The sequence below is a fragment of the Comamonas testosteroni genome, from assembly GCF_030505195.1.
GTDB classification, from domain to species: Bacteria; Pseudomonadota; Gammaproteobacteria; order Burkholderiales; family Burkholderiaceae_C; genus Comamonas; species Comamonas testosteroni_G.
This window is the reverse complement of sequence record NZ_CP129672.1, coordinates 5568156-5592042: the sequence shown is the minus strand read 5'-3', so window position 1 is coordinate 5592042 and position 23887 is coordinate 5568156. Positions and strand designations below refer to the sequence as shown.

Below are 23887 nucleotides of genomic sequence, written 5' to 3'. Positions count from 1 at the left end.
GCCGATCTTATTGAAAATTGGAAAGCCCGCAGAGCCAAAGCCGTGCGGGCTTTTGCTTCGGGGCCTCATGCTCAGACCATATCGGCTCTGAACAGAGGCCCCGAAAAGCTCTCATCACTCGAATTCCAGAATGATGTCGTCCACCGCCAGCGAGTCGCCCTTGGAGGCGCTAATCTTGCTGACCACACCGTCCTGGGCCGCGAATAGGATGTTCTCCATCTTCATGGCTTCGATGACAGCCAGCTTCTCCCCGGCCTGTACCTTCTGACCGGGTTGCACTGCCACGTCGACCAGCAGGCCGGGCATGGGCGAGAGCAGGAACTTGGACAGGTCGGGCGGGGCCTTGTAAGGCATGAGCTTGTGCATCTCGGCGCCCTTGGGCGAGAGCACCAGCACATCGGCTTGTGTGCCGTTGTGGATGACGCGCAGAGCCAGCGGGTTCTTGCCGTTGCCGCGTTCGATCTGGCAGGTGAAAGCCTTGCCGTTGCAAACGCCACGCACCACCAGGTCGCGAATATCGGCATTGCTGCGGAACTCGTAGGCTTTCTCGCCGATCACCACCTTGCAAACGCGCGCCTGGGCATCGAAGTCGGTCACTTCGCCGGTCACATACTGGTTCTTGCCTTCAGCCCCCAGAACCACGGCGGTGTACTTCTCACCCACCTGCACCTGGTGGCCCTGCATCTGGCCGGTAATGGTCGATGCTCGCGCACGATAGCGGCGATTGCGGAACAGGGCCAGAGCCACCAGGAAGTCGGGATCATCGTGGGGCACGTCCTCGGCATGGAAGCCGTCGGCATAGTGCTGGGCGATAAAGCCGGTGTTGAACTTGCCCGAAACAAAGTCTGGGTGTGCCAGCAATGCAGCCTGGAACGGGATATTGGAGCTGATGCCACGGATGGCAAAGCCGTTGAGCGCTTCGCGGGCCTTGGCGATGGCGTCGTTGCGATCCTTGCCGTGCACAATGAGCTTGGCAATCATCGAGTCGTAGTACATGGGGATCTCGCCGCCGTCGTAGACGCCGGTATCCACGCGCACGCCGTTCAGATGCTCGGTGTCGGACTGCCACATGGTCTGCTCAGGCGGCGCAAAGCGAACCAGGCGGCCGGTTGAAGGCAGGAAATTGCGGAACGGGTCTTCGGCGTTGATACGGCACTCGATGGCCCAGCCCTCGCGCTTCACATCGGCCTGCGCAAAGGACAGTTTTTCGCCGGCTGCCACACGAATCATCTGCTCGACCAGATCAAGTCCGGTGATGCATTCGGTCACCGGGTGCTCGACCTGCAGGCGGGTATTCATCTCCAGGAAGTAGAAGTCTTGCTCCTTGCCGACCACGAACTCCACGGTGCCGGCGCTCTGGTACTTGACGGCCTTGGCTAGGGCTACGGCCTGCTCGCCCATGGCCTTACGGGTGGCGTCGCTGATGAAGGGCGAAGGCGCTTCCTCGATCACCTTCTGGTGGCGGCGCTGTATCGAACACTCACGCTCGTTCAGGTAAACCACATTGCCGTGGCTGTCGCCCAGAATCTGGATTTCGATATGGCGGGGCTCCTGAACGAATTTCTCGATGAAGATGCGGTCGTCGCCAAAGCTGTTGCGTGCTTCGTTCTGGCACGAGGCAAAACCTTCAAAGGCCTCCTTGTCGTTGAAGGCCACGCGCAGACCCTTGCCGCCGCCACCGGCCGAGGCCTTGATCATCACCGGGTAGCCAATGCCCTTGGCGATTTCCACGGCCTGCTCGGGGCCGGCGATGGCGTCGTTGTAGCCGGGGATGGTGTTGACCTGGGCTTCGCCTGCCAGCTTTTTGGACGCGATCTTGTCGCCCATGGCCGCAATGGAATGCGACTTGGGGCCGATGAAGGCAATGCCCTCTTCTTCGCAGCGCCTGGCAAAGCCCTCGTTCTCCGAGAGAAAACCGTAGCCGGGGTGCACCGCCTGTGCGCCGGTCTGCTTGCAGGCTTCAATGATTTTCTCGCCCAGCAGATAGGACTCACGGCTGGGTGCGGGGCCCAGACGCACAGCCTCGTCGGCCAGCTTGACATGGCGCGCGTCCTTGTCGGCGTCGGAATAGACCGCCACGGTCTGGATGCCCATCTTGCGGGCGGTGGCGATGACTCGGCAGGCGATCTCGCCGCGGTTGGCAATCAGAATCTTGGTAAACATGGATATATCTCCTGGTTCTTCTTGTTCTTACAGGGGGATGTTCCCGTGCTTGCGCCAGGGGTTGTCCAGCTGCTTGTTCTTGAGCATTTCCAGCGAGCGGCAGATGCGCTTGCGCGTTTCGTGCGGCTGGATCACATCGTCGATAAAGCCACGGGCGCCGGCCACAAAGGGGTTGGCAAAGCGTTCCTTGTACTCCGCTTCACGCGCAGCCAGCTTCACCGGATCGTTCTTGTCTTCGCGGAAGATGATCTCCACCGCGCCCTTGGCACCCATCACGGCGATTTCGGCATGCGGCCAGGCCAGGTTTACGTCGCCGCGTAAATGCTTGGAAGCCATCACGTCGTAGGCACCGCCATAGGCCTTACGCGTGATGACGGTGATCTTCGGCACCGTGGCTTCGGCATACGCATACAGCAGCTTGGCGCCGTGCTTGATGATCCCGCCGTACTCTTGGGAAGTGCCGGGCATGAAACCAGGTACGTCCACGAAGGTGACCACGGGGATGTTGAAGGCATCGCAAAAGCGCACGAAGCGCGCGGCTTTGATGGAGGACTTGATGTCCAGGCAGCCGGCCAGCACCAGGGGCTGATTGGCCACGACGCCCACGGTCTGACCGGCCATGCGGGCAAAACCGATGATGATGTTCTTGGCGTACTCGGGCTGCAGCTCGAAGAAATCGCCATCGTCCACGGTCTTGAGAATCAACTCCTTCATGTCGTAGGGCTTGTTGGCGTTTTCAGGCACCAGCGTATCCAGCGACATATCGGCGCGACCGACAGGGTCGGTGGTCTCACGCACGGGAGCCTTTTCCTTGTTGTTCAAGGGCAGGTAGTTGTAGAGACGACGCAGCATCATCAGTGCTTCCACGTCGTTGTCGAAAGCCATGTCGGCCACACCGCTCTTGGTAGTGTGGGTGATGGCCCCGCCCAGCTCTTCGGCAGTGACTTCCTCGTGGGTCACGGTCTTCACGACTTCTGGGCCGGTCACGAACATATAGGAGCTGTCCTTGACCATGAAGATGAAGTCGGTCATGGCCGGCGAGTACACGGCGCCGCCGGCGCTGGGGCCCATGATCATGGAGATCTGGGGCACCACGCCCGAGGCCAGTACATTCTTCTGGAACACATCGGCATAACCGCCTAGAGAGGCAACGCCTTCCTGGATACGCGCACCACCTGAATCGTTGAGGCCGATGACGGGAGCGCCGACCTTCATGGCCTGGTCCATCACCTTGCAGATCTTCTCGGCATGGGTTTCGGACAGCGCGCCGCCGAACACCGTGAAGTCCTGGCTGAACACAAAGACCAGACGGCCGTTGATCATGCCGTAGCCGGTGACCACACCGTCACCGGGGATCTTGGTGTTCTCCATGCCGAAGTCCGTGCAGCGGTGCTCCACGAACATGTCCCACTCTTCAAAAGTGCCGTCGTCCAGCAGCAACTCGATACGCTCGCGCGCCGTCAGCTTGCCTTTCTTGTGCTGCGCATCAATGCGCTTTTGTCCCCCACCCAACCGAGCGAGTTCTCGCTTGGCTTCCAGCTGCTTCAGGATATCGTCTTGCATGCTTGTCCTCTAACGTGATTTGGGTTGCTTGTCTCGCAATAGTGATTCTGCGATGCTATGGTAATGAGAGCTACTAGCACCTACTGCATTTGGGCTAGAAGCAGATTTCTTGCTGCAGTACTGGCGGCGATGCGACCCGAGGCCACATCGTCCTGAAGGACGGGGAGCATGGCCTTGACCTGCGGATGCTGGCGAAACGCCTGCTTGAGACCGAAGTCGATGCGCTCCCACATCCAGGCCAGGGCCTGCTTCTCGCGGCGCAGGGCCAAGCGGCCGTTGGCGGTCTGCAGCTCCCTGAAGCTGCTGACTGCAGCCCAGAAACCCTCCACTCCCTGCCCCAGCAAGGCACTGATTTGCAGCACACGCGGCTGCCACAGCGCGCCGGTGTTGGCGTGATCGGGGTTGCCGTGCATCCCCAGCAGGCGTAGGCTCGATGTGATCTGGGCCTGGGCACGCGTGGCGGCATGGGGGTCGATGTCGGCCTTGTTGATGACCACCAGGTCGGCCAGCTCCATCACGCCCTTTTTGATGGCCTGCAGGTCGTCGCCTGCATTGGGCAGTTGGAGCACGCAGAACATATCCGTCATGCCGTGCACGGCGATCTCGCTCTGGCCCACACCCACGGTCTCGACGATGACCACGTCATAACCGGCGGCTTCGCAGACCAGCATGGCCTCGCGCGTCTTTTCGGCCACGCCGCCCAGCGTGCCGCTGCTGGGGCTTGGGCGGATATAGGCCTCCAGCCGCATGGACAGATGCTCCATGCGAGTCTTGTCGCCGAGGATGGAGCCGCCCGAGACGGTGCTGGACGGATCGATCGCCAGCACTGCCACACGCAGCCCCTTCTCTATCAGGAACAGGCCCAGAGCTTCGATGAAGGTGGATTTGCCAACGCCCGGCACACCGCTGATGCCAAGGCGAAACGCCTTGCCCGTATGCTGCAGCAGAGCGGTGAGCAGGTCGTCGGCCTGTTCACGGTGGTCGGCCCGGGAGGATTCAAGCAAGGTAATTGCCTTGGCCATGGCCCGGCGCTGCACGACAGGGTTGCCGTGCAGGATGCCGTCTTGCATTTGCTCAGGTGTCACGTCGCGATCGCCTTTGCTATCGATGCTTGCCGGCCGATCAGAGACCGTTGGCCTTCTTGATCTGCTCCAGCACATCCTTGGCGCTGGCAGGAATGGGGGTGCCGGGGCCGTATACGCCCTTGACGCCCGCGTTGTAGAGGAAGTCATAGTCCTGGGCGGGAATCACACCGCCCACGAAGACAATGATGTCGTCCGCGCCCTGCTTTTTGAGCTCCTCAATGATGGCAGGCACCAAAGTCTTGTGCCCGGCGGCCAAGGTCGATACGCCCACGGCGTGCACGTCGTTCTCAATGGCCTGGCGCGCGCATTCTTCGGGGGTCTGGAACAGCGGCCCCATGTCCACGTCAAAGCCCAGGTCGGCAAAGGCGGTTGCGACCACCTTGGCGCCACGATCATGGCCGTCCTGACCGAGCTTGGCGATCATCACGCGGGGACGGCGGCCCATGGTCTGCGAAGCGGTGTTGATTTCTTCCTTGAGCTTGTCCCAGCCTTCGGCAGAGTCATAAGCAGCAGCGTACACACCGGTCACCTTCTGGGTATCGGCGCGATGGCGGCCAAAAGCCTTTTCCATCGCGTCGGAAACTTCACCTACCGTGGCACGCAGGCGCACGGCCTTGATGGACAGATCCAGCAGATTGCCCTCGCCGGACTCCGCCGCAGCCGTGATGGCGGCCAGTGCGGCTTCCACCTTGACGGTATCGCGTGAGGCCTTGATATTCCTGAGCCGTGCGATCTGGCTGTCACGCACCTTGACATTGTCCACTTCCAGGATGTCGACCGGGTCTTCCTTGGCCAACTTGTACTTGTTGACGCCGACGATGACTTCCTTGCCGGAATCGATACGCGCCTGCTTCTCGGCGGCGGCGGCTTCAATCTTGAGCTTGGCCCAGCCGCTGTCCACCGCTGCGGTCATGCCGCCCATGGCATCGACTTCCTCGATGATGGCCCATGCCTTGTCGGCCATCTCCTGGGTCAGCTTTTCCATCATGTAGGAGCCAGCCCAGGGGTCGATCACGTTGGTGATGTGGGTTTCTTCCTGAATGATCAGCTGTGTGTTGCGGGCAATGCGGGCCGAGAATTCGGTGGGCAGGGCAATGGCCTCGTCCAGCGCATTGGTGTGCAAGGACTGGGTTCCGCCGAACACGGCTGCCATGGCTTCGATGGTGGTGCGCACCACGTTGTTGTAGGGGTCCTGCTCGGTCAGCGACCAGCCCGATGTCTGGCTGTGGGTGCGCAGCATCAGACTCTTGGGGTTCTTGGCATGGAAACCCTTCATGATGCGGCACCACAGCAGGCGTGCGGCGCGCATCTTGGCCACTTCCAGGTAGAAATTCATGCCCACCGCCCAGAAGAAGGACAGGCGACCTGCGAAAGCGTCCACGTCCATGCCCTTGGCAATGGCGGTCTTCACATATTCCTTGCCGTCAGCCAGCGTGAAAGCCATTTCCAGCGCTTGGTTGGCCCCGGCTTCCTGCATGTGATAGCCCGAAATCGAGATTGAGTTGAACTTGGGCATGTTCTGGCTCGTGTACTCGATGATGTCGCCAATGATCTTCATCGATGGCTTGGGCGGGTAGATATAGGTGTTGCGCACCATGAACTCTTTCAGAATGTCGTTCTGAATCGTTCCGGCAAGTTGGTCCTGCGGGACACCTTGCTCTTCGGCTGCCACCACATAGCCTGCCAGCACAGGCAGCACGGCACCATTCATAGTCATGGAAACAGACACCTTGTCCAAGGGTATCTCGTTGAAGAGAATCTTCATGTCCTCGACGGAATCAATTGCCACACCGGCCTTGCCTACATCCCCCGTCACACGTGGATGGTCGGAGTCGTAACCACGGTGCGTAGCCAGGTCAAAAGCAACGGAAACGCCTTGACCGCCGGCAGCCAGCGCCTTGCGATAGAAGGCGTTGGACTCTTCGGCGGTGGAGAAACCTGCGTATTGGCGGATGGTCCAGGGCCGGCCCGCATACATTGTGGCCTGGGGGCCGCGGATATAAGGGGCGAATCCAGGCAGCGTGTTGGTGAAAGGCAGATCTTCAGTGTCTTCGGCCGTATACAGCGGCTTGACGGTGATGCCGTCCGGCGTGACCCAGTTCAGGTTGTTGATGTCGCCACCGGGGGCCGCCTTGTTGGCGGCCTTGTTCCAGGCTTGCAGATCAGCGGGTGCAAATTCTTGTGGGTCCTGTGCCGGATTCTCTTGGCTCATGTTGTCTCTCGTATGCGGTGCGCGCAGTGAAGTTTGGAATTGCGGTGAACTACCTAGATGCGCCTAGTGTACATGATTCATAATTATGAATTCAAAATACTGCAGCATATAATCTCGCGTAATGACAAGCAAAACACTTACTCCTCTTGCGCTATATGAGCAGGTCGCCGAGCAGTTGCGTCAACGCATCTTCCGGCGAGAGCTTGAGCCCGGAGCCTGGATCGACGAACTCAAGATTGCCGAGGAATACGGCATCAGCCGCACGCCCCTGCGCGAGGCACTGAAGGTACTGGCCGCCGAAGGTCTGGTAACCATGAAGCTGCGCCGGGGCGCCTACGTGACCGAGGTATCGCGCAAGGACATCTCGGACGTCTACCGATTGCTGAGTCTGCTGGAGGCAGATGCTGCGGCCGAGGTTGCCGGCAAGGCCACGGACGAGCAATTGCAACGTTTGCAGCAGACCCACGAAGAGTTGAAGCAGAACACGGCCGACGCCGAGCGTTTTTTTGCGCTCAACGAGAGCTTTCACATGCAGATTCTCGACATTGCCGATAACCGCTGGCGTAACCAGCTGGTAGCCGATTTGCGCAAGGTCATGAAGCTGAACCGTCACAAATCGCTGTTCAAACAAGGCCGTATTGAAGACTCCCTGGCAGAGCACGAGGCCATCATGCAGGCCCTACTGCAGCGCGATCCGAAAAATGCCATGAGCGCAGTGCAGCAGCATTTCTCAAATGGACTCGACGCTGCGATCTAAAAGATCCACGTTTGATCCGTTCTAGTATTTATCCTACATATTTGAAATATTGGCTTACCCACTTCATGAGAAGCTCTCTAGGTAACTGAATGTGCTTTCAGTGTTACAGGATCATGATTCATGCTGGCGCAATTTTTCTGGAGCCCGTCTGCCGATGCACACGTGCTCAAGGGTGAATATGACCCCTTCCTCGTGACCTTATCGCTGGCAGTTTGTTGGATTGCCTCCGGTCAAGCTTTGCGCCATGCTGCTTTTGCCAGATTGGCCACGTCAAGGCAGTTGCGCAACTGGTCCATTGTGAGCGGCTCGCTGGCACTAGGCATAGGCATCTGGGCCATGCATTTCATTGGTATGCTCGCTTATTCGATGCATGCTGCAGTTCAGTATGATTTGCTGGTCACCGTCTTCTCCATCATCCCAGGCATCGCGGCATCAGCAGTGGCCCTTGCCTTGCTGGCCCACAATGAACTCCATATCAGGCAATTGGCGTTAGGTGGCTTGACTGTTGGTATCGGCATTGCTGCCATGCATTACAGCGGTATGGCGGCAATGCGCATGCCTGCCACGCACCAGTATTCACCACTGTGGTTTGCCATCTCTCTCATTGTTGGCGTAGCGCTGGCCACCTTGGCGCTCTGGATTCGTTTCGGGCTGGCACGCTTCAACCTCAAACAAGACCACTGGCGCAAAACACTGGCGGCCATCATCATGGGCGCCGCGATCTCGGGCATGCATTACACGGCCATGCTGGCGCTGCGAGTCACGGCCGAGCATGAAACGCATGACGCGGCATCATCGAACGATCGTTTGATTCTGGCGCTGACCATTGCTGTGATTACTCTGCTATTTGGCGGACTGATCGCACAGGCCAATGCCTTGATTCAGTACCGCAGTCGCTGGCAGAAAGTGGATATGAATGAAGCCAGACTGCAAGCTTTGGTGAATATGGCAGCAGATGGAATTATCTGCATCGATAGTCGAGGATGCGTTACCGATTACAACCCTGCTGCTGAGGTCATATTCGGCTGGAGCCGAGATGAAGTATTGAGCCAGAACGTGAAAATGCTCATGCCCGCTGCGCTGTTCAACCAGCATGATCATTATCTGGAACAGCATGAAGCCGGCCAGCGAAACAACGCGCCACCTCTGAAAAACAAGATCTCAGAGGTGCTTGGCCAGCACAAGGACGGTACGCTGATTCCCATGCGCCTGGCCTTGAGCCAGGCCGAGGCACGAGGTCAGCGCATGTATGTAGGCCTTCTGACCGATCTCTCGGACCGCAAGCGAACCGAGAGGCAACTGCATATAGCTGCCACGGTATTCAATCATTCCTTCGAAGGCATGGTGGTCCTTGATGCGAACCGGAAAATTGTAGACATCAACCCGGCCTTTGCACGTATCAGTGGCTTGAACCGCCAAGGAGCGAAGAACAAGGAATTTTCCAGTCTTTTCATCCAAGACGATGACAACACGGCTGTCCAGTGGTCGCAGATCTGGACGGAAATTGGTAAGAAAGGGCACTGGCAAGGCCTGCGTGTCATGCACCATGACAGGAACCGCCATCAGATTTCCCTGACGGCAGTGCGCGATGAGCAGCATCGCCTGCACCATTACATCGCCGTCTGCTATCAAAGCATCGATATCCCGCTTGGAGCCACAATCTGAGTCCTATACCGGCCTGAATGTCTCTGGCGCTATCATTCACGTAGCGGGAAATTGCCCGCTTCCTGAAGGCAAGCGCATGAACCAAGCAAGTGAAACCGATGTACTGGGTCTCGAAGCAGAGAAACAGCATTTGACTATCGAGCAAGTGCAAACCTTGCCAGAGCTTTTGGCCATGCGGGTTTGCTGCACGCCATCGGCCGAGGCTTACCGAGAGTTCGATGAAGGCACAAATACCTGGAAAAGCCTGAACTGGTCCGAAACAGCCGAACGCGTCGCTCTGTGGAGCCGCGCCTTGTGCGCCTCGAATCTTCCTGTCGGTGCAAGGGTTGCAATCTTGCTACCCAATGGCTTTGATGCAATGACCATCGACCAGGCCTGTCTGCGCTGTGGTTACGTGCCCGTTCCTCTGCATGCCATCGACAATGCCGGCAGCATTGCTTACATCCTGGCCGACTCGGGGGCTTCCTTGCTGGTCGTGGCTGACGCCAAGGCCTGGCAGAAAATTTGTGCAACAGGTCAGGACCTGCCCGAACTCCAGGCCGTCATTCACGCACAGCAAGGCCGTCCAATCGATTCATCGAACGCCTACGTCGTACCTGCCGAACAAGCAGCGCAGGACTCAGTCAAGGCTTTGCAGCGTAAGCCGGTCATTGTTTTGTCTGCCTGGCTTCAGGCTGGTAAGCAGCATACCTCTGCCCTCCCCCTGCCACCAAAGAAAACGGAGCTGGCGGGCATTGTCTACACCTCCGGCACAACGGGAAAGCCCAAGGGCGTCATGCTCACTCATCACAACGTGGTCAGTGATTTACACGCGGTGATGCAGCGTGTGAAGGCCTTCCCTGGGGACGTCTTTCTCTCGTTTCTACCGCTCTCACACACTTTTGAGCGAACTGCAGGCTACTACCTTGCCGTTGCTACCGGTTCCTGCGTCGCCTACGCACGCTCTGTCGCACAACTCGGACAGGATATGAAGCAGGTCAAGCCGACCGTACTGATCTCGGTGCCTCGCATCTATGAACGTGTTTATGCCAAAATTCAGGAGTCGCTTGCTTCAAGCCCTTTCAAGCACAAGCTCTTCGACGCGGCAGTCAACAAAGGCTGGAAGAGCTTCTGCGCTCATCAAGGCATGCCCTGGAGCGAGCAACTGGAAGCCAAGGCCGGCTGGGCTTCCGCTTTGCCCAGTTGTCTTTTGCGCAAACTGGTCGCCCAGCCCTTACTTGCGCAGTTTGGAGGCCGGCTGCGCGTGGCTGTAAGTGGGGTCTCCTCGTTTTCAGTGCAATAAGTGACGGTACGCAAAGCTAGCACTGGCGCGGGGGTGGTCTGGGTAGACCGTTGATTTCATTGACTTTCCTGTTCGCTTTGTAAACGGGTATGGTGGCCTCCCACTTTTGAGGTTCACGATGCAGGGTTGGCACACAACGTTTTTGGGGATGCGTGGGCTCCCCCGCGATATCAGCGACTTCGAGATGAAGGCATTTTTCACCTTCGATGGTGCCGAGCGCGACGCAATCAATGCACGCCGAGGTGATTCCCACAAGCTTGGTCTGGCGCTCCATATTGGTTTCCTGCGCATGAGTGGGGTCTCCTCGTTTTCAGTGCAATAAGTGACGGTACGCAAAGCTAGCACTGGCGCGGGGGTGGTCTGGGTAGACCGTTGATTTCATTGACTTTCCTGTTCGCTTTGTAAACGGGTATGGTGGCCTCCCACTTTTGAGGTTCACGATGCAGGGTTGGCACACAACGTTTTTGGGGATGCGTGGGCTCCCCCGCGATATCAGCGACTTCGAGATGAAGGCATTTTTCACCTTCGATGGTGCCGAGCGCGACGCAATCAATGCACGCCGAGGTGATTCCCACAAGCTTGGTCTGGCGCTCCATATTGGTTTCCTGCGCATGAGTGGGCGTTTGCTCGGTGCCTTTCGGGTAATTCCAGTAGCCTTGTGGCGCCACCTTGGCAACGAGCTTGGCATTGCAGCACCAGAAGTCGCCTCGCTGAGAGCCATGTATGAACGCGGGCGCACGCTATTCGATCACCAACAAGTAGCCTGCACGGTCCTTGGATTCCAGTGGATGAGCGAGCACCAGCGCCGCTCACTGGTACGTGAACTGCGCGACGAAGTGGCGCGCTGCGCCGACCGCGATCAGCTACTCGTGCGGGCGCGTCAATGGCTGTACAAGAACAAGCTGGTGATCGTGCACGAGCGGGCAATTCGGACACTGATTGCGGCGGCACTTGCCCAGCTTGAAGTTGAAACAGGCACCGCCATCGCCGCCAGCGTTGATCCAGCAACACTTGATCGCTGGCGAGCCTCAGTTTCAGAGCTGCGCCCAGATGGACAAACCCAGCAGAGTTGGCTATGGGCTGCACCGGCGAAACACTCAACCCGCCAAATCAGCGAGGTACTGGAGCGCATCGACCTGCTTTACACGCTGGACGTTCATAAGCACCTGGCAGACATCCCCGATCTCATCTTGCGCCGCTACGCGCGCCGACTTGTCTCCAGGCCGCCCTCAGCCGGAGCCAAGATCAAAGAGCCAGCGCGCACCGTGGAGGTCGCATGCTTTCTTCGGTATTGCCTGTTCACCACCACAGACCAGTTGATCCTTATGGTGCAGCGCCGGATCGCCGATCTGTGGCGTCAGGCTGCCGCCGATGTCCCCGCTACCGTCAATTGGGCCGCAATGTACAAAACGCTGCTCGGCGAACTTGTTGCCTTGAGCGCGCAAGGTGCGGTGCCAGATGCTGAGTTGCGTGCCCGTCTTGAAGCCTTGATCACCGAAACCCAGAAACGCAAACCACCGAGCAGGGCCTCCCTGGTCCGCGAGGGATTGATTGATGGAATTCGCCCCGTGCGGTCGTTGCTCGTCGCCATTGCAAAGCTGCCCTGGCAGGCCACCGGCGAGCATCCTGCCATCGAGTACCTTGCCAAGCTGCAAGCTTTATATCTCAAAGGATCCAGAAAGCTGCCAGTTGAAGTGGTGGCACCAAGTCTGGGAATGATCTGGCAGGTTTCGATCTCCAGCCCAGACCGGGAACGGGCGTTTCAGGCGTTGGAGGTGGCCACCCTGTTTGCCCTGCGCCGCGCGGTGCGCAATGGCTCGGTCTGGATTGAGCACAGCCTGAGCTTTCGGGGTCGTGCGCGCTTGTTCTTCACGGACGAGCGTTGGCAGGCAGAGTCCAAGAAACACTATGCCCGTCTATCGTTACCCAGCAAGGCTGCCACTTTCTTGAAGCCTTTGCTGGCCAGAGTAACTGCCGGTGTCGATGCGGTGGCCGCTGCAGCCCGCAGTGGCGTACTGCGCGTGGATGATGAACTCCATTTGTCGCCATTGCCCGCAGAGGACGAAGACCCAGAAGTGACCAAGCTGCGCGCGGCTTTGGATCACCGCATCGGTGAGGTTCAATTGCCGGAAGTGATTCTGGCCGTTGACGCCCAGGTGCGCTTTAGCTGGATCATGCTCGGACGTGAGCCGCGCTCTACCGACGAGCTGCTGATGGTCTATGCCGGCATCATGGCCCACGGCACCAGTCTGACTGCGGTCGAATGCGCGCGCATGATTCCGCAATTGTCTGCCACCAGCATTCGCCAGGCCATGCGCTGGGCGCGGGACGAACGGCGTCTGAGCCAGGCCTGCCAGGCTGTGCTGGAATTCATGCAGCGACACCCGATTGCCGCCACCTGGGGGCGGTCCGATTTGGCATCTTCTGACATGATGAGCATGGAGACCACCAAACGGGTGTGGCAAGCCCGGCTTGATCCTCGGCGCAACACACCTTCCATTGGAATCTACTCCCATGTAAAAGACCGGTGGGGCATCTTCCATGCGCAGCCCTTTGTGCTCAATGAGCGCCAGGCGGGCGTGGCCATTGAAGGTGTCATCCGCCAAGAAAAGCTGGAGACCAGCCAGCTTGCTGTGGATACCCATGGCTACACCGACTTTGCCATGTCACATGCCCGTTTGCTTGGTTTTGATCTTTGCCCGCGGTTGAAGGAACTCAAACAGCGCCACCTCTTTGTGCCACGCGGCACCAAAGTGCCCGCAGAAATCGCTGCGGTGTGCGAAGCCAATGTCGACGTCGCTTTGATCGAAAAGCATTGGGATAGTCTGGTGCACCTGGCAGCCTCGGTCATGAGCGGACATGCCAGTGCGGTGGCAGCTCTTGCGCGGTTCGGTTCTGCCGCCCAGGGCGATCCAATCTATGAGGCTGGCGTGCAATTGGGGCGGTTGCTGCGTACGGCGTTTTTGGCTGACTACTTTGTCAAGGACGCTTTCAGGAACGAGTTGCGCCGGGTGCTCAATCGGGGCGAGGCTGTTAACGCCCTCAAGCGCGCCATTTATACCGGCCGGATCAGCCCGGCGCAGGCCAAACGTGTCGATGAAATGCAGGCTGTGGCCGATGCGTTGAGCCTGATGGCCAACATCGTGATGGCGTGGAATACCTCACAGATGCAGGCGGTCCTGGATCGCTGGTCGAACCGCCGCCAGGTCATTCCACCGGAACTGATCGGGAAGATTGCGCCCACCAGGCTGGAGAGCATCAACTTGCGGGGTGTGTTTCGCTTCCCGGTTGACCGCTATGCTGACCAAATCCTGCCTTCGCGGCCAAATGCATCGATAACTGGCACCAATGGATGAAACCGACCACGGTTTGACGCCACGAATCGCAGATTTGAAAGTGAACAGGAAAGTCAATGAAATCAACGATCTACCAACACCACCTCCGCGCCAGTGCTAGCTTTTCGTACCGTCACTTATTGCACTGAAAACGAGGAGACCCCGTCTTCAAGGTGCTCAAGCAGGCTGGCAAGGGCAGCGGCCGTAAGTCTTCTGTACGCCGTCCCGCAGCCGGCGGCAGCAGCGCACACGCTGGCCAGCGGCCCGGCTCTCGGCTAGGGCGCGGCCATACGGCGGCGCGCTTCGCCGGGGCGAAGCTCACGCCCATGTCGCGGCGCGTGACCATCCAGACACTGCTGGTCAACCAGCAACGGGCCAGCCTCCAGTCGCTCGCCAAGCACCTCCGCTACATCGAGCGCGACGGCGTGGGCCGCGATGGCGAGGCGGGCCAAGCCTACGGGCTACAGACCGATGCCGCCGACCTCGACACCTTCAAGGAACGCTGCGCCGATGACCGGCATCACTTCCGCTTCATCGTCTCCCCGGAGGCTGGAGCCGAACTGGAAGACCTGCGCACCTACACGCGGCACCTGATGAATCGGATGGAGGCCGACCTGGGCACGCGGCTAGAACGGGTGGCGGGCGATCACTGGAACACTGACAACCCGCACAACCATCTGATCGTCCGCGGGCGCGACGATACCGGCAAAGACCTCATCATCGCAGGCGACTACATCGCCGATGGCTTCCGGCATCGCGCGTCCGAGCTGGCGACGGAATGGCTAGAGCCGCGCACCGAGCTGGAGATCCAGCAGACCTTGCGGCGAGAGGTGGAGCAGGAGCGGTGGAAGAGGCTGGATCGCACATTGAAGCGCGAGCTTGGCGACGACGGCCGGATGCAGATCGAACGCTTCAACGAGCCTCGGCTGCAACGCCGGCGCCTGCTGCTGATCAGCCGCCTGCAGCGCCTGGGCCTGGCCGATGAAGTGCAGCCCGGCACCTGGGTCGTTCATGCCGATGCCGAGAAATCCTTGCGCGCCCTGGGCGAGCGCGGCGACATCATCCGCACCATGTAGCGGGCTATGAGTGGTGAACCACGCGAGCTGGCTGTGTTCGATTTGGGAGACAATGGCCGCACAATCATCGGCCGCGTGGCCGCCAAGGTGCTGGCCGACGAGCTGCACGACCGGGGCTACTTGGTCGTTGACGGCGTGGACGGCAAGGCCCACTACGTCGTACTCAATGCCCGCGACGAGCTGGCGAACTATCCGACAGGCGCCGTGGTGGAGGTGAAGGGTTCGGCCGACGTGCGCGCGGCCGACAAGAATATCACCGCGCTGGCGAGCGGTGGTCTGTACCGCACCGACCATCACCTTGCCATCGCCCAGGGCCAAGCCGTGCCCGGCCGCGATCCGCAAGAGGTGGTGGCGGCTCACATCCGCCGGCTGGAAGCCTTGCGCCGGGCAGGCCTCGTGGAACGTGTGGCCGAGGGTCTATGGCAGGTGCCGGACGACTTGACTGAGCGCGGCCGTCGGTACGAAGCGCAGCGCCTGGGCGGCGTCGCCGTGGAGCTGAAATCGCACTTGCCGCATCGAGCGGCAGGCCAGCGTGATCGGTGCCACTTGGCTCGACCAGCAACTGATCGGCGGCGGCGCGGGCCTGGGCGACCTGGGCTTTAGCGGCGAAGCCAAGCAGGCGATGCAGCAGCGCGCCGACTTCCTGGCCGAACAGGGGCTGGCAGAGCGGCACTGGAAGCGCGTGATCCTGGCGCGCAATCTATTGGTGACACTACGCGATCGGGATGTGATTCGGGCTGCCAAGGATATTGCCACCGAAACCGGGCTGGAACACCGTCTGGCGGCCGATGGCTAGCGCGTCACCGGCATCTATCGGCGCAGCCTCATGCTCGCCAGTGGCCGCTTTGTCAAGCTCGATGATGGTATGCGGTTCAGCTTGGTACCATGGACGCCGGTCATCAAACAACGACTCGGCATGCTGATTTCTGCGCAGGTACATGGTGGCACCGTATCCTGGCAAATTCGACGGCAGCTGGGTTTATCCGTTACCTGACGCCAGCAGCAATTGAGTCCCCACTGACCGGATGCGTCTACAACCGTTCAGCGTCCGGCAAACTGCGGGACTCGCTTTGCGACGAACGCGCGGACCGCTTCCAGCGAATCCGTGGTTTTCGAGGCCCGGTTCATTTCGGCCGCCTCCAACCTCAATGAGGTCGCCAGATCGCTCTCGAAAGCAGCGAGTTGCAGGCGCTTGGCACCCGCATAACCCTGCGTCGGACCGGTCGAGAATTGCACCGCCCGGCGCCGCGCTTCGTCCAGCAGGCTCTCGCCCGGAACCACTTTCTCGACCAATCCCCAGGCCAAGGCTTCATCCGAACTGACCACGCGGTTGGTCAAGATCATGTCGCGTGCGCGCCGTCCGCCCACTGCGCGCGGCAGGAGCCAGCTGATGCCGAAATCCCCCGCGTATCCAAGGCCGGTGTGGGCCGCCACGAATTTCGTCCCACTTGCGGCAATCAGGTAGTCAGAGGCCAAGGCAAGCCCGAGGCCGCCTCCGGCGACCGCGCCTTGCACGGCGCAGACCACCGGGAACGGCAGGCTGGCAAATTGAGGAATCATGCGTTCGGCCACCCTCAATTCGTCATCGACCAAGGTAGACAACGCATCGCCTGCGGCAACCATTTCGTCGATGTCGCCGCCACAACTGAACATCCGGCCCTCGCCGCGCAGCAGCAAAGCGCGAATCGAGTCGTCACGTTCGACGTCTGCAATGACGCCAGCGAGCACGTTGACGACAGACGTGCTCAGCGCATTCTTTTTCTGGGGCGCATTGAGTGTGATGGTGGCAACAGCACCATGCTTTTCGAGAATGACCGGATTTCCAGACATGACGCTTCCTGATTGGTCAAGATTTCAGGCGTCAGCGCGGCGCCATGCGAATAGCGCCATCCACCCGAATGTACTCGGCGTTCATGTAGCCGCAGGTGACGAGAAACTCGACGGCCTGGGCAAATTCATCGGGGTCGCCCAACCGCTTGGGAAAGGGCACGCTGGCCGCCAACGCCTGCTTGACGTTGTCCGGCAGGCCCAGCAGCAACGGTGTACCGAAGATCCCCGGCATGATGGTGTTGACCCGGATCCCTTCGTCCATCATGTCGCGCGCGACCGGCAAGGTCATGCCCACGATGGCTGCCTTGCTGGCCGCATAGCTGGCCTGCCCGACCTGGCCGTCCTGCGCGGCGGCCGAAGCGGTGTTGACGATGACGCCGCGCTCGCCATCGGTCAGCGGCGCGAGCGTCAACATACCCGCGGCTGACTTGGCGATGCAACGGAAGGTGCCCACCAGGTTGATCTGAATGATGCGATTGAAGCGATCTGCCGCGCATGGGCGGATTTCGCCGGTTTTCTTGTCGCGGCTGACAGTCTTGACGGCATCGGCAGTACCGGCGCAGTTGACCAGAATGCGCTCCTGCCCGATGGCCGCACGGGCCTTGGCGAAGGCGGTGTCCACCTGCTCCTCAGATGTCACGTCCACATTGCAGTAAACGCCGCCGAGTTCGCTGGCCAACGCCTGGCCGACGGTTTCGTTCATGTCGAAGATGGCGACTTTGACGCCACGGCTGGCCAAACGCCGGGTCGTGGCGGCTCCCAGGCCGGAAGCGCCCCCGGTGATGATGGCCGAGATGTCGGAGTTCAGTTGCATGGTTTTTCCTCGATGGATGACAGATAGACAGGCGTTATTGGCCCGTGAAGTGGGGGGTGCGCTTGCCCAGGAATGCCGCTTGCCCTTCCAGGTTGTCGGCCGAACGCAAAGCGACGAGGAAATTACGCTTCTCATGCTCCAGGCCCTGCGCGAGCGGAGTTTCAAAGCTGGCCAGGGCCGCATCTTTCGCCAGCGCCACGGCCAGCGGCGAATTGGTCGCAATCCGGCTGGCCATCGCCAACGCCGTCGGCAGGGCCTGGCCGTCAGCCGTCACTTCGGCGACGATGCCGACGTCGCAGGCCTTGCGGGCGTCGATGAAGTCGCCGGTCAGCAGCAGAGCCATCGCCTTGGACTTGCCGATGGCATGGATCAGGCGCTGCGTGCCGCCAGCACCGGGAATGGCGCCCAGCTTGACTTCCGGCACGCCGAACTTGGCCGACTCGCCGGCGATCACGATGTCGCAGGCCAGCGCCAGTTCCGTGCCGCCGCCCAGCGCGAGCTTTTCTACCGCTGCGATGACGGGCTTGGGGAAGCGCTCCAGTTCCGACCAGAAGTGGCCGCCTGCCGCCGCACGGTCGCCCAGCAGCGGCTCGGCGCGCAGCGCGTCGAAGGCCGTGATGTCGGCCCCGGCGCAGAACACGCCCTCGGCGCCGGTGATGATGACCGCGCGCACGGTATCGTCGTCGCGCAGTTGCACAAGCTGCGCACACAGGCCATCGAATACCGCGCGGTTCAAGCTGTTCTTCGCGCGCGGGCGGCTGATGGTCAAGGTGGCGATGGCGCCTTCGCGGCTGACGAGTACTTCGCTGGCTTCGCTCATGGTGGCTCCGCTCATCCAAGCCGCTCGATGATGGTGGTATTGGCCGTGCCCGAAGCCTCGCAGATGGTCTGCAGGCCATAGCGGCCGCCCCGCCGCTCCAGCTCGCACAGCAGGTCGGTGAGCATGCGCGCGCCGGTGGAACCCAGCGGATGGCCGATGGCCACCGAGCCGCCGTTGACGTTGAGGCGATCGTCCGGAATGCCGAATTCCTGCTGGAACATCAGCGGCACGCCGCCAAAGGCCTCGTTGACTTCAAACAGGTCAATGTCGGCCAGGGTCAGACCCGATTCCGTCAGCGCCTTGCGGGTGGCATCGAGAACAGCGGTGAACTGGATCACCGGGTCGGCTGCCGCCACGGCGGTGCTGACGAAGCGCGCGCGCGGCTTCAGGCCATGCTGCTTGGCATAGGCGCGGCTGGCGATCAGCAGCGCGGCGGCGCCATCGCTGATCTGCGACGAGTTGGCGGCCGTGGTGACACCGTCGGCGGCAAACACGGGCTTGAGCGTGGCCATCTTCTCGGGGTTCGGGTCGGCACGCACGCCTTCGTCGGCGGTGACGAGCGGGCTGTCTGGGTCGGCTGGGTCTTCGTTCAGTCGCACCAGTTGGTCTTGGACTCGGCCAGCCTGCAAAGCCTCGGTGGCGCGCCGATGGCTGCGCACGGCGAAAGCGTCCAGGGCCTCGCGCGTGAGGCCGAAGCGCTTGTTCATCAACTCCGACGAAGCGCCTTGCGCCAGCAGCGGGTTGTCCTTGTAGCGCGCCAGTTCGCGCGGGCTGTATTGCGAGCCCAGCGGCGCGCCGGGTTTGAACGACGGCGGCATGGGGGCCTGCGACATCGATTCCACCCCGGCGCCGATGACCAGTTGGTAAGCGCCCGCCTGGATGCCATGCACGGCAAAGCTCACCGCCTGCTGGCCGGAGCCGCATTGCCGGTCAACCGTCACCGCCGGGACGGATTCGGGCAGCCCCGCCGCCAATACGGCATGACGGCCCAGGTTGCCGTGCTGTTGGTCCCATTGCAGCACGCAGCCGACGATCACATCGTCCAGATCGGCGGGGTTGATGCCGGAGCGCTCGACCAGCTGGCGCAGCGTCTCGCCCAGCAGATCGACGGGGTGCCATTTCTGCAGGCGCCCGCCGCGCTTGCCCACGGGGGTGCGCAACGCACCGACGATGACGGGTTCATGGTCATTCATGTTCTTCTCCTGGTGCAAAAAGGTTGGCTCACTCGGCGTAGCGGCCCGCATGCTCGGCGCGGATGCGCTTCTTGTCGAGCTTGCCGACGCTGGTCTTGGGGATGGCTTCGACAAACAGAACTTGGTCTGGCAACTGCCACTTGGCGAAGGCGCTGGTCAGGTGTTCCTGCAATTGCTCCTGAGTCGCCTGCTGGCCGGGCCTCAGCACCACCAGGGCCAGCGGCCGTTCCTGCCACTTCGCATGGGGAATGCCGACCACCGCGGCGTCGCGCACGGCCGGGTGGCCCATGAGCAGGTTTTCCATGTCGATGGAAGAAATCCATTCACCACCGCTCTTGATCACGTCCTTGATGCGGTCGGTGACTTTGAGGTAGCCGTTCTCGTCCACCGTGCCGACATCGCCCGAGCGCCACCATCCGCCCTCCAGGAAGCGGTCTCCGGAATCGGGCATGTCGTGGTAGCTGGCCGTTATCCAGGGGCCGCGCAGGCAGATCTCGCCTGCCGACTGTCCGTCGTGTGGCAAGTCCTTGTCGTTGGCATCGAGGATGCGGATGTCTACCCCGGTCAGAACCAGGCCCTGCTTGCGCTTGAGGTTCCACCGCTCGTCCTGGGTCAGGCGCTTCTTGAGCGTGGACTTGAGGCGGTTCATCGTCACCAACGTTGTGGCTTCGGTGGCGCCGTAGGCATGCACCACCTCGGCACCCGTGAGGTCGTAGAAACCGATCATCATCGACAGCGGCGGCTCGGTGGCGCCAGACAGCATGCGCATGCGGCTGAAGTCCGGCTTGACCGGCATCGTCTCGATGTACTGCAGCATGGGCTGGAAGATGGCCGGTGCGCCATTGGCGATGGTCACGCCCTCGGCGATCATGGCATCGACCAGCGGCTTGGTGTCTTCGGCAACGTAGCGGCCCGGCAGCACGATCTTGTCGGCGAGCAGCGTGGCGGCCTGCGGCAGGCCCCAGCATTGCCCGTGGAACATGGGCGTGATGAGCATGACGCAGTCGTCCAGCGTCATGCCCAGATTGGTGGCCATGGCCGTGGAGTGCAGGTAGATGCCGCGGTGCGAGTAGTACACGCCCTTGGGCTTGCCCGTGGTGCCGGTGGTGTAGCAGGCGCTGTAGGCCGAGGTTTCGTCGATCTCGGGCCAGTCGATCTTCGTGTCGGCGGCGGCCAGCAGGTCTTCGTAGTGCAGCAGCGGTTTCAGCGTGGTCTTGATCTGGTCCAGCGGCTTGTCGGTCATGACAATCCAGCCCTTGATCTGGGGCGAATTCGCTGCGACGGATTCGGCAAGGGGTAGCAATGACTCGTCTACGCAAACGTAGGACACCTTGCTGTGGTCGACCACGTAGCCCAGGTCCTCTGGGCCCAGGCGCAGATTCATCTGCAACATGACAGCACCCAGGCCGGGAATAGACCAGTACAGCTCGAAGTGACGTCGGCTGTTCCAGTCCAGGATGCCGACCCGGTCGCCGGGCTCGACACCGAGCGCGCGCAGCGCATTGGCGCTGCGGCAGACGCGCGCGTAGCAGTCGGCATAGGTGTAGCGATCCCAGCCGCCATCGGGTGTGCGGTAGACGATCTCCTGGTCCCCATGGGTGCGCGCGGCGTGCCGGATCAGCGTCGTGGTGTTGAGCTGGCGGTCGTTGCCCGTGGTGGACGGGCAGCCGCGGACGATGTGGGTGGTAGCAGTCATTTCTTTGTCTCCTGGGTGGTGGTTGCGTTGAGTGCCTGGAACCGTGGGGCCGGGGCCGCTTCGATGGCGCCGAAAGAGGTGGTCTGGTAGATGCCCCGTGCCGCGTTGTGCGGATGCCGCACTGCCTCGGCCAGGCTGAGCACGGGTGCAAAGCAGGCGTCGCTGCCTTCAAGCAGCGCGCACCAGTGCGCCTGGGGCTGGGTGCGGATGAGGGCCGCGATGCGCTCCTTCAACGCTGGCCACGCCGCCGTGTCGTACTGGTCTGCAGGGTTCACGTCCGCCAGGCCCAACTTGGACAACAGCAATGCGTAGAACGGCGGCTCGATCGCGCCGAGGCTGATGAAGCCGCCGTCGGCGCAGACGTACACGTCATAGAACGGCGAATCGTGGAACGGGCTCGGCTGTGCGCCGTCGATCTGCCCGTTGGCGCGAATCCAGTGCACCAGCGTGCCCAGCATGGCCACGATGTCCACGATGGCTGCGTCCACAACCCGGCCACGGCCGGTGGCCCGTGCATCGACCAGCGCGCAGGCGATGCCAAAAGCCATGCCTAGCGCCCCGGCACCGTCCCCGAGTACCGAGGGCGGCACGATGGGCGCCTGCCCCCTGTGCGCCGACAGCGACAGCAGGCCCGTCAGCGCGACGTAGTTCAGGTCGTGGCCCGCGGCCTGGGCAAGTGGCCCGTCCTGGCCCCAGCCCGTCATCCGGCCATAGACCAGTCGGGGATTGAGCGCCGCGCAATCTGCGGGGCCGAAGCCCAGCCGCTCCATCACCCTTGGGCGAAAGCCTTCGATCAGAGCGTCGGCCTGGGCAATCAGTTCCAGTGCGCGCGCCTTGCCACCGGGCGACTTCAGGTCGATGACCTCGACCTTCTTGCCGCGGTGCAGCGGGTTCTCCACCGCCCCGCCCAGCCGCTGCGCCCCAGCAGCCTGCTCGGCCCGTGCCAGCGCGATCACCTCGGCGCCCATGTCGACCAGCATCCTGGCGGCCAGAGGGCCTGGACCGATGCCCTCAAACTCCACCACACGGACGCCGTGCAGCGGCATCTGCAGCGTGTGCAACGTGTGCGGCATGTTCACAGCTTCCTCGAAACCAGATCTTTCAGGACCTCGTTGGCGCCGCCATAGATCTTCTGCACTCGCGAAGCGGCATACATCCGCGCGATCGGGTACTCGGCCATGTAGCCGTAGCCGCCGAACAATTGGAGGCACTCGTCCACCACTCGGCACTGCTGCTCGGTGCACCACCACTTGGCCATGTAGGCGGCCTCGTTATCCAGCGTGCCGTCCAGCAGTCTCTGTGTACAGTCGTTGACGAAGCTGCGCACCACATGCGCGATGGTCGCCATCTCGGCCAGCTTTTGGCGCGTTGTCTGCATGTCGAACAGAGGCGCACCGAATATCTTGCGCTGCTTCGTGTATTCGATGGTGAGCTCCAACGCCCGGTCGATGACGGCCGCCGCCGGCACTGCAATGACCATGCGCTCGTAGGGCAGCGCGCCCATCAGTTGCCCAAAGCCTTGTCCTTCAACGCTCCCCAGCAGTTGGTCGGCTGGAACGCGCACGCTGTCGAAGAAGAGCTCCGCCGTGTCCGAGGCCTGCATGCCGATCTTTTCAAGCAGGCGGCCCACACGAAAGCCTGGCAGGTTCTCGGTCTCCAGTACGAACAGCGACACCCCTTTGCTGCCCGCGCCACTGGTGCGCGCCGCGACGATCAGCAGGTTTCCGGTGAAGCCGTTGGTGATGAAGGTCTTGGCGCCGTCGATCACGTAGTGGTCGCCGTCGCGCCGGGCCCGGGTGGAGATGGCCTTCAGATCCGAGCCGCAGCCCGGCTCGGTCATCGCGATTGCGGCCAGCATCTCGCCGTTCGTCACCTTGGGCAGCCAGCGCTGCTTTTGCGCTTCGGTGCCAAAGTCCAGGATGTAATGCGAAGCGATGGTGTGCACCGCGATATTGACCGGCATCTCGGCCTTGGCCAGTTCGTCCTGCACCACCAGCTGGTAGGCGAGGCTGGCGCCGGCACCACCATAGGTCTCGGGCATCTCGGGCAGCAGAAAGCTCATCCCGCCGAACGGACGCCAGACCTCGCGCGGGATGTAGCCCTGGCGGCGCCATTCGTCGAGCCGGGGAGTGAATTCGGCGGCAACGTAGCGACGCACCTGCTCGCGAAAGGCGTCGATCTCGCCGTCCATCCAGGCGTGGCGATACAGCTGTGGCAGCATGGGCATGTCTCCTTGTATGTTGGCTTCTGACCCCGCACCGGGCGTTCCGCACAGCGCCACTGCCGAAGTGTTTTTGGGGATGCGACAATCGTAATAATTGGCCCCTGCAAGGGCGATGGCGGATTGCCTCAATCAACTGACAAATAACTTCTTTTGGCCCGCGCGACCGGCGTTG

At 61.3% G+C, this 23887-nt stretch carries 14 protein-coding genes and 3 pseudogenes; 6 read left to right on the top strand and 11 right to left on the bottom strand.

Annotated features, from left to right (window positions below):
- Nucleotides 1–114: 114 nt before the first annotated feature.
- The 4 genes from QYQ99_RS25890 to scpA all read right to left on the bottom strand — a co-directional run bounded on the left by QYQ99_RS25890 (nucleotide 115) and on the right by scpA (nucleotide 7023).
- Nucleotides 115–2163: an acetyl-CoA carboxylase biotin carboxylase subunit gene (locus QYQ99_RS25890; protein WP_302090622.1), complete on the bottom strand. Its 2049-nt coding sequence runs from the start codon at nucleotides 2161–2163 to the stop codon at nucleotides 115–117.
- A gap of 27 nt (nucleotides 2164–2190) precedes the next feature.
- Nucleotides 2191–3726 carry an acyl-CoA carboxylase subunit beta gene (locus tag QYQ99_RS25885; protein ID WP_003065036.1) on the bottom strand — a complete coding sequence of 512 codons (1536 nt, stop codon included), beginning with the start codon at nucleotides 3724–3726 and terminating at the stop codon, nucleotides 2191–2193.
- Nucleotides 3727–3806: 80 nt separating this feature from the next.
- On the bottom strand, nucleotides 3807–4811 hold the full coding sequence (gene meaB / locus QYQ99_RS25880; RefSeq protein WP_302090621.1) for a methylmalonyl Co-A mutase-associated GTPase MeaB: 1005 nt from the start codon (nucleotides 4809–4811) through the stop codon (nucleotides 3807–3809).
- A gap of 37 nt (nucleotides 4812–4848) precedes the next feature.
- Entirely contained in the window at nucleotides 4849–7023 is a 2175-nt protein-coding gene (scpA, locus tag QYQ99_RS25875; protein WP_302090620.1) for a methylmalonyl-CoA mutase, read from the bottom strand.
- 121 nt (nucleotides 7024–7144) lie between these two features.
- On the opposite strand from scpA, the gene QYQ99_RS25870 reads away from it, so the two are divergent.
- The 6 genes and pseudogenes from QYQ99_RS25870 to QYQ99_RS25845 form a co-directional block, all read left to right on the top strand.
- Nucleotides 7145–7780 (top strand): GntR family transcriptional regulator, encoded by a 636-nt coding sequence (locus QYQ99_RS25870; RefSeq protein WP_302090619.1) that lies wholly within the window; start codon nucleotides 7145–7147, stop codon nucleotides 7778–7780.
- A 120-nt stretch (nucleotides 7781–7900) separates the two neighbouring features.
- Entirely contained in the window at nucleotides 7901–9445 is a 1545-nt protein-coding gene (locus QYQ99_RS25865) for an MHYT domain-containing protein (RefSeq protein ID WP_302090618.1), read from the top strand.
- A gap of 76 nt (nucleotides 9446–9521) precedes the next feature.
- Nucleotides 9522–10718 (top strand): annotated as a pseudogene (locus QYQ99_RS25860) (AMP-binding protein); the annotation flags it as partial.
- A 127-nt stretch (nucleotides 10719–10845) separates the two neighbouring features.
- Nucleotides 10846–11025 (top strand): annotated as a pseudogene (locus QYQ99_RS28415) (DUF4158 domain-containing protein); the annotation flags it as partial.
- Between the two features lie 142 nt (nucleotides 11026–11167).
- Nucleotides 11168–14083: a Tn3-like element IS1071 family transposase gene (locus QYQ99_RS25850; RefSeq protein ID WP_003049965.1), complete on the top strand. Its 2916-nt coding sequence runs from the start codon at nucleotides 11168–11170 to the stop codon at nucleotides 14081–14083.
- A gap of 143 nt (nucleotides 14084–14226) precedes the next feature.
- A pseudogene (locus QYQ99_RS25845) lies at nucleotides 14227–16132 on the top strand (relaxase/mobilization nuclease domain-containing protein); the annotation flags it as partial.
- A gap of 47 nt (nucleotides 16133–16179) precedes the next feature.
- Here the strand turns inward: QYQ99_RS25845 and QYQ99_RS25840 are convergent.
- The 7 genes from QYQ99_RS25840 to QYQ99_RS25810 are packed head-to-tail and all read right to left on the bottom strand — an operon-like array spanning nucleotide 16180 to nucleotide 23712.
- Nucleotides 16180–16968 carry an enoyl-CoA hydratase/isomerase family protein gene (locus QYQ99_RS25840; protein WP_046986608.1) on the bottom strand — a complete coding sequence of 263 codons (789 nt, stop codon included), beginning with the start codon at nucleotides 16966–16968 and terminating at the stop codon, nucleotides 16180–16182.
- 31 nt (nucleotides 16969–16999) lie between these two features.
- Nucleotides 17000–17782 (bottom strand): SDR family NAD(P)-dependent oxidoreductase, encoded by a 783-nt coding sequence (locus QYQ99_RS25835; RefSeq protein ID WP_248694835.1) that lies wholly within the window; start codon nucleotides 17780–17782, stop codon nucleotides 17000–17002.
- 34 nt (nucleotides 17783–17816) lie between these two features.
- Nucleotides 17817–18617: an enoyl-CoA hydratase/isomerase family protein gene (locus tag QYQ99_RS25830; RefSeq protein ID WP_302090617.1), complete on the bottom strand. Its 801-nt coding sequence runs from the start codon at nucleotides 18615–18617 to the stop codon at nucleotides 17817–17819.
- On the bottom strand, nucleotides 18614–19795 hold the full coding sequence (locus QYQ99_RS25825) for a thiolase family protein (RefSeq protein ID WP_248694833.1): 1182 nt from the start codon (nucleotides 19793–19795) through the stop codon (nucleotides 18614–18616). The genes QYQ99_RS25830 and QYQ99_RS25825 overlap by 4 nt, the downstream gene beginning before the upstream one ends.
- Before the next feature lie 28 nt (nucleotides 19796–19823).
- Nucleotides 19824–21491 carry a long-chain fatty acid--CoA ligase gene (locus tag QYQ99_RS25820; RefSeq protein ID WP_302090616.1) on the bottom strand — a complete coding sequence of 556 codons (1668 nt, stop codon included), beginning with the start codon at nucleotides 21489–21491 and terminating at the stop codon, nucleotides 19824–19826.
- Nucleotides 21488–22564 carry a CaiB/BaiF CoA transferase family protein gene (locus tag QYQ99_RS25815; protein ID WP_302093273.1) on the bottom strand — a complete coding sequence of 359 codons (1077 nt, stop codon included), beginning with the start codon at nucleotides 22562–22564 and terminating at the stop codon, nucleotides 21488–21490. The genes QYQ99_RS25820 and QYQ99_RS25815 overlap by 4 nt, the downstream gene beginning before the upstream one ends.
- A gap of 2 nt (nucleotides 22565–22566) precedes the next feature.
- Complete coding sequence (locus tag QYQ99_RS25810) at nucleotides 22567–23712, bottom strand: acyl-CoA dehydrogenase family protein (RefSeq protein ID WP_302090615.1); 1146 nt, start codon at nucleotides 23710–23712, stop codon at nucleotides 22567–22569.
- Nucleotides 23713–23887 lie beyond the last annotated feature (175 nt).

What these genes read in the sequence shown, in the direction of transcription:
- QYQ99_RS25870 (WP_302090619.1), top strand. Translation starts at nt 7,145, where the DNA reads ATGACAAGCAAAACACTTACTCCTCTTGCGCTATATGAGCAGGTCGCC.
- QYQ99_RS25850 (WP_003049965.1), top strand. Translation starts at nt 11,168, where the DNA reads ATGCAGGGTTGGCACACAACGTTTTTGGGGATGCGTGGGCTCCCCCGC.
- QYQ99_RS25840 (WP_046986608.1), bottom strand. Translation starts at nt 16,968, where the DNA reads ATGTCTGGAAATCCGGTCATTCTCGAAAAGCATGGTGCTGTTGCCACC.
- QYQ99_RS25820 (WP_302090616.1), bottom strand. Translation starts at nt 21,491, where the DNA reads ATGACTGCTACCACCCACATCGTCCGCGGCTGCCCGTCCACCACGGGC.
- QYQ99_RS25815 (WP_302093273.1), bottom strand. Translation starts at nt 22,564, where the DNA reads ATGCCGCACACGTTGCACACGCTGCAGATGCCGCTGCACGGCGTCCGT.
- QYQ99_RS25890 (WP_302090622.1), bottom strand. Translation starts at nt 2,163, where the DNA reads ATGTTTACCAAGATTCTGATTGCCAACCGCGGCGAGATCGCCTGCCGA.
- QYQ99_RS25825 (WP_248694833.1), bottom strand. Translation starts at nt 19,795, where the DNA reads ATGAATGACCATGAACCCGTCATCGTCGGTGCGTTGCGCACCCCCGTG.
- QYQ99_RS25830 (WP_302090617.1), bottom strand. Translation starts at nt 18,617, where the DNA reads ATGAGCGGAGCCACCATGAGCGAAGCCAGCGAAGTACTCGTCAGCCGC.
- QYQ99_RS25885 (WP_003065036.1), bottom strand. Translation starts at nt 3,726, where the DNA reads ATGCAAGACGATATCCTGAAGCAGCTGGAAGCCAAGCGAGAACTCGCT.
- QYQ99_RS25810 (WP_302090615.1), bottom strand. Translation starts at nt 23,712, where the DNA reads ATGCTGCCACAGCTGTATCGCCACGCCTGGATGGACGGCGAGATCGAC.
- scpA (WP_302090620.1), bottom strand. Translation starts at nt 7,023, where the DNA reads ATGAGCCAAGAGAATCCGGCACAGGACCCACAAGAATTTGCACCCGCT.
- QYQ99_RS25865 (WP_302090618.1), top strand. Translation starts at nt 7,901, where the DNA reads ATGCTGGCGCAATTTTTCTGGAGCCCGTCTGCCGATGCACACGTGCTC.
- QYQ99_RS25835 (WP_248694835.1), bottom strand. Translation starts at nt 17,782, where the DNA reads ATGCAACTGAACTCCGACATCTCGGCCATCATCACCGGGGGCGCTTCC.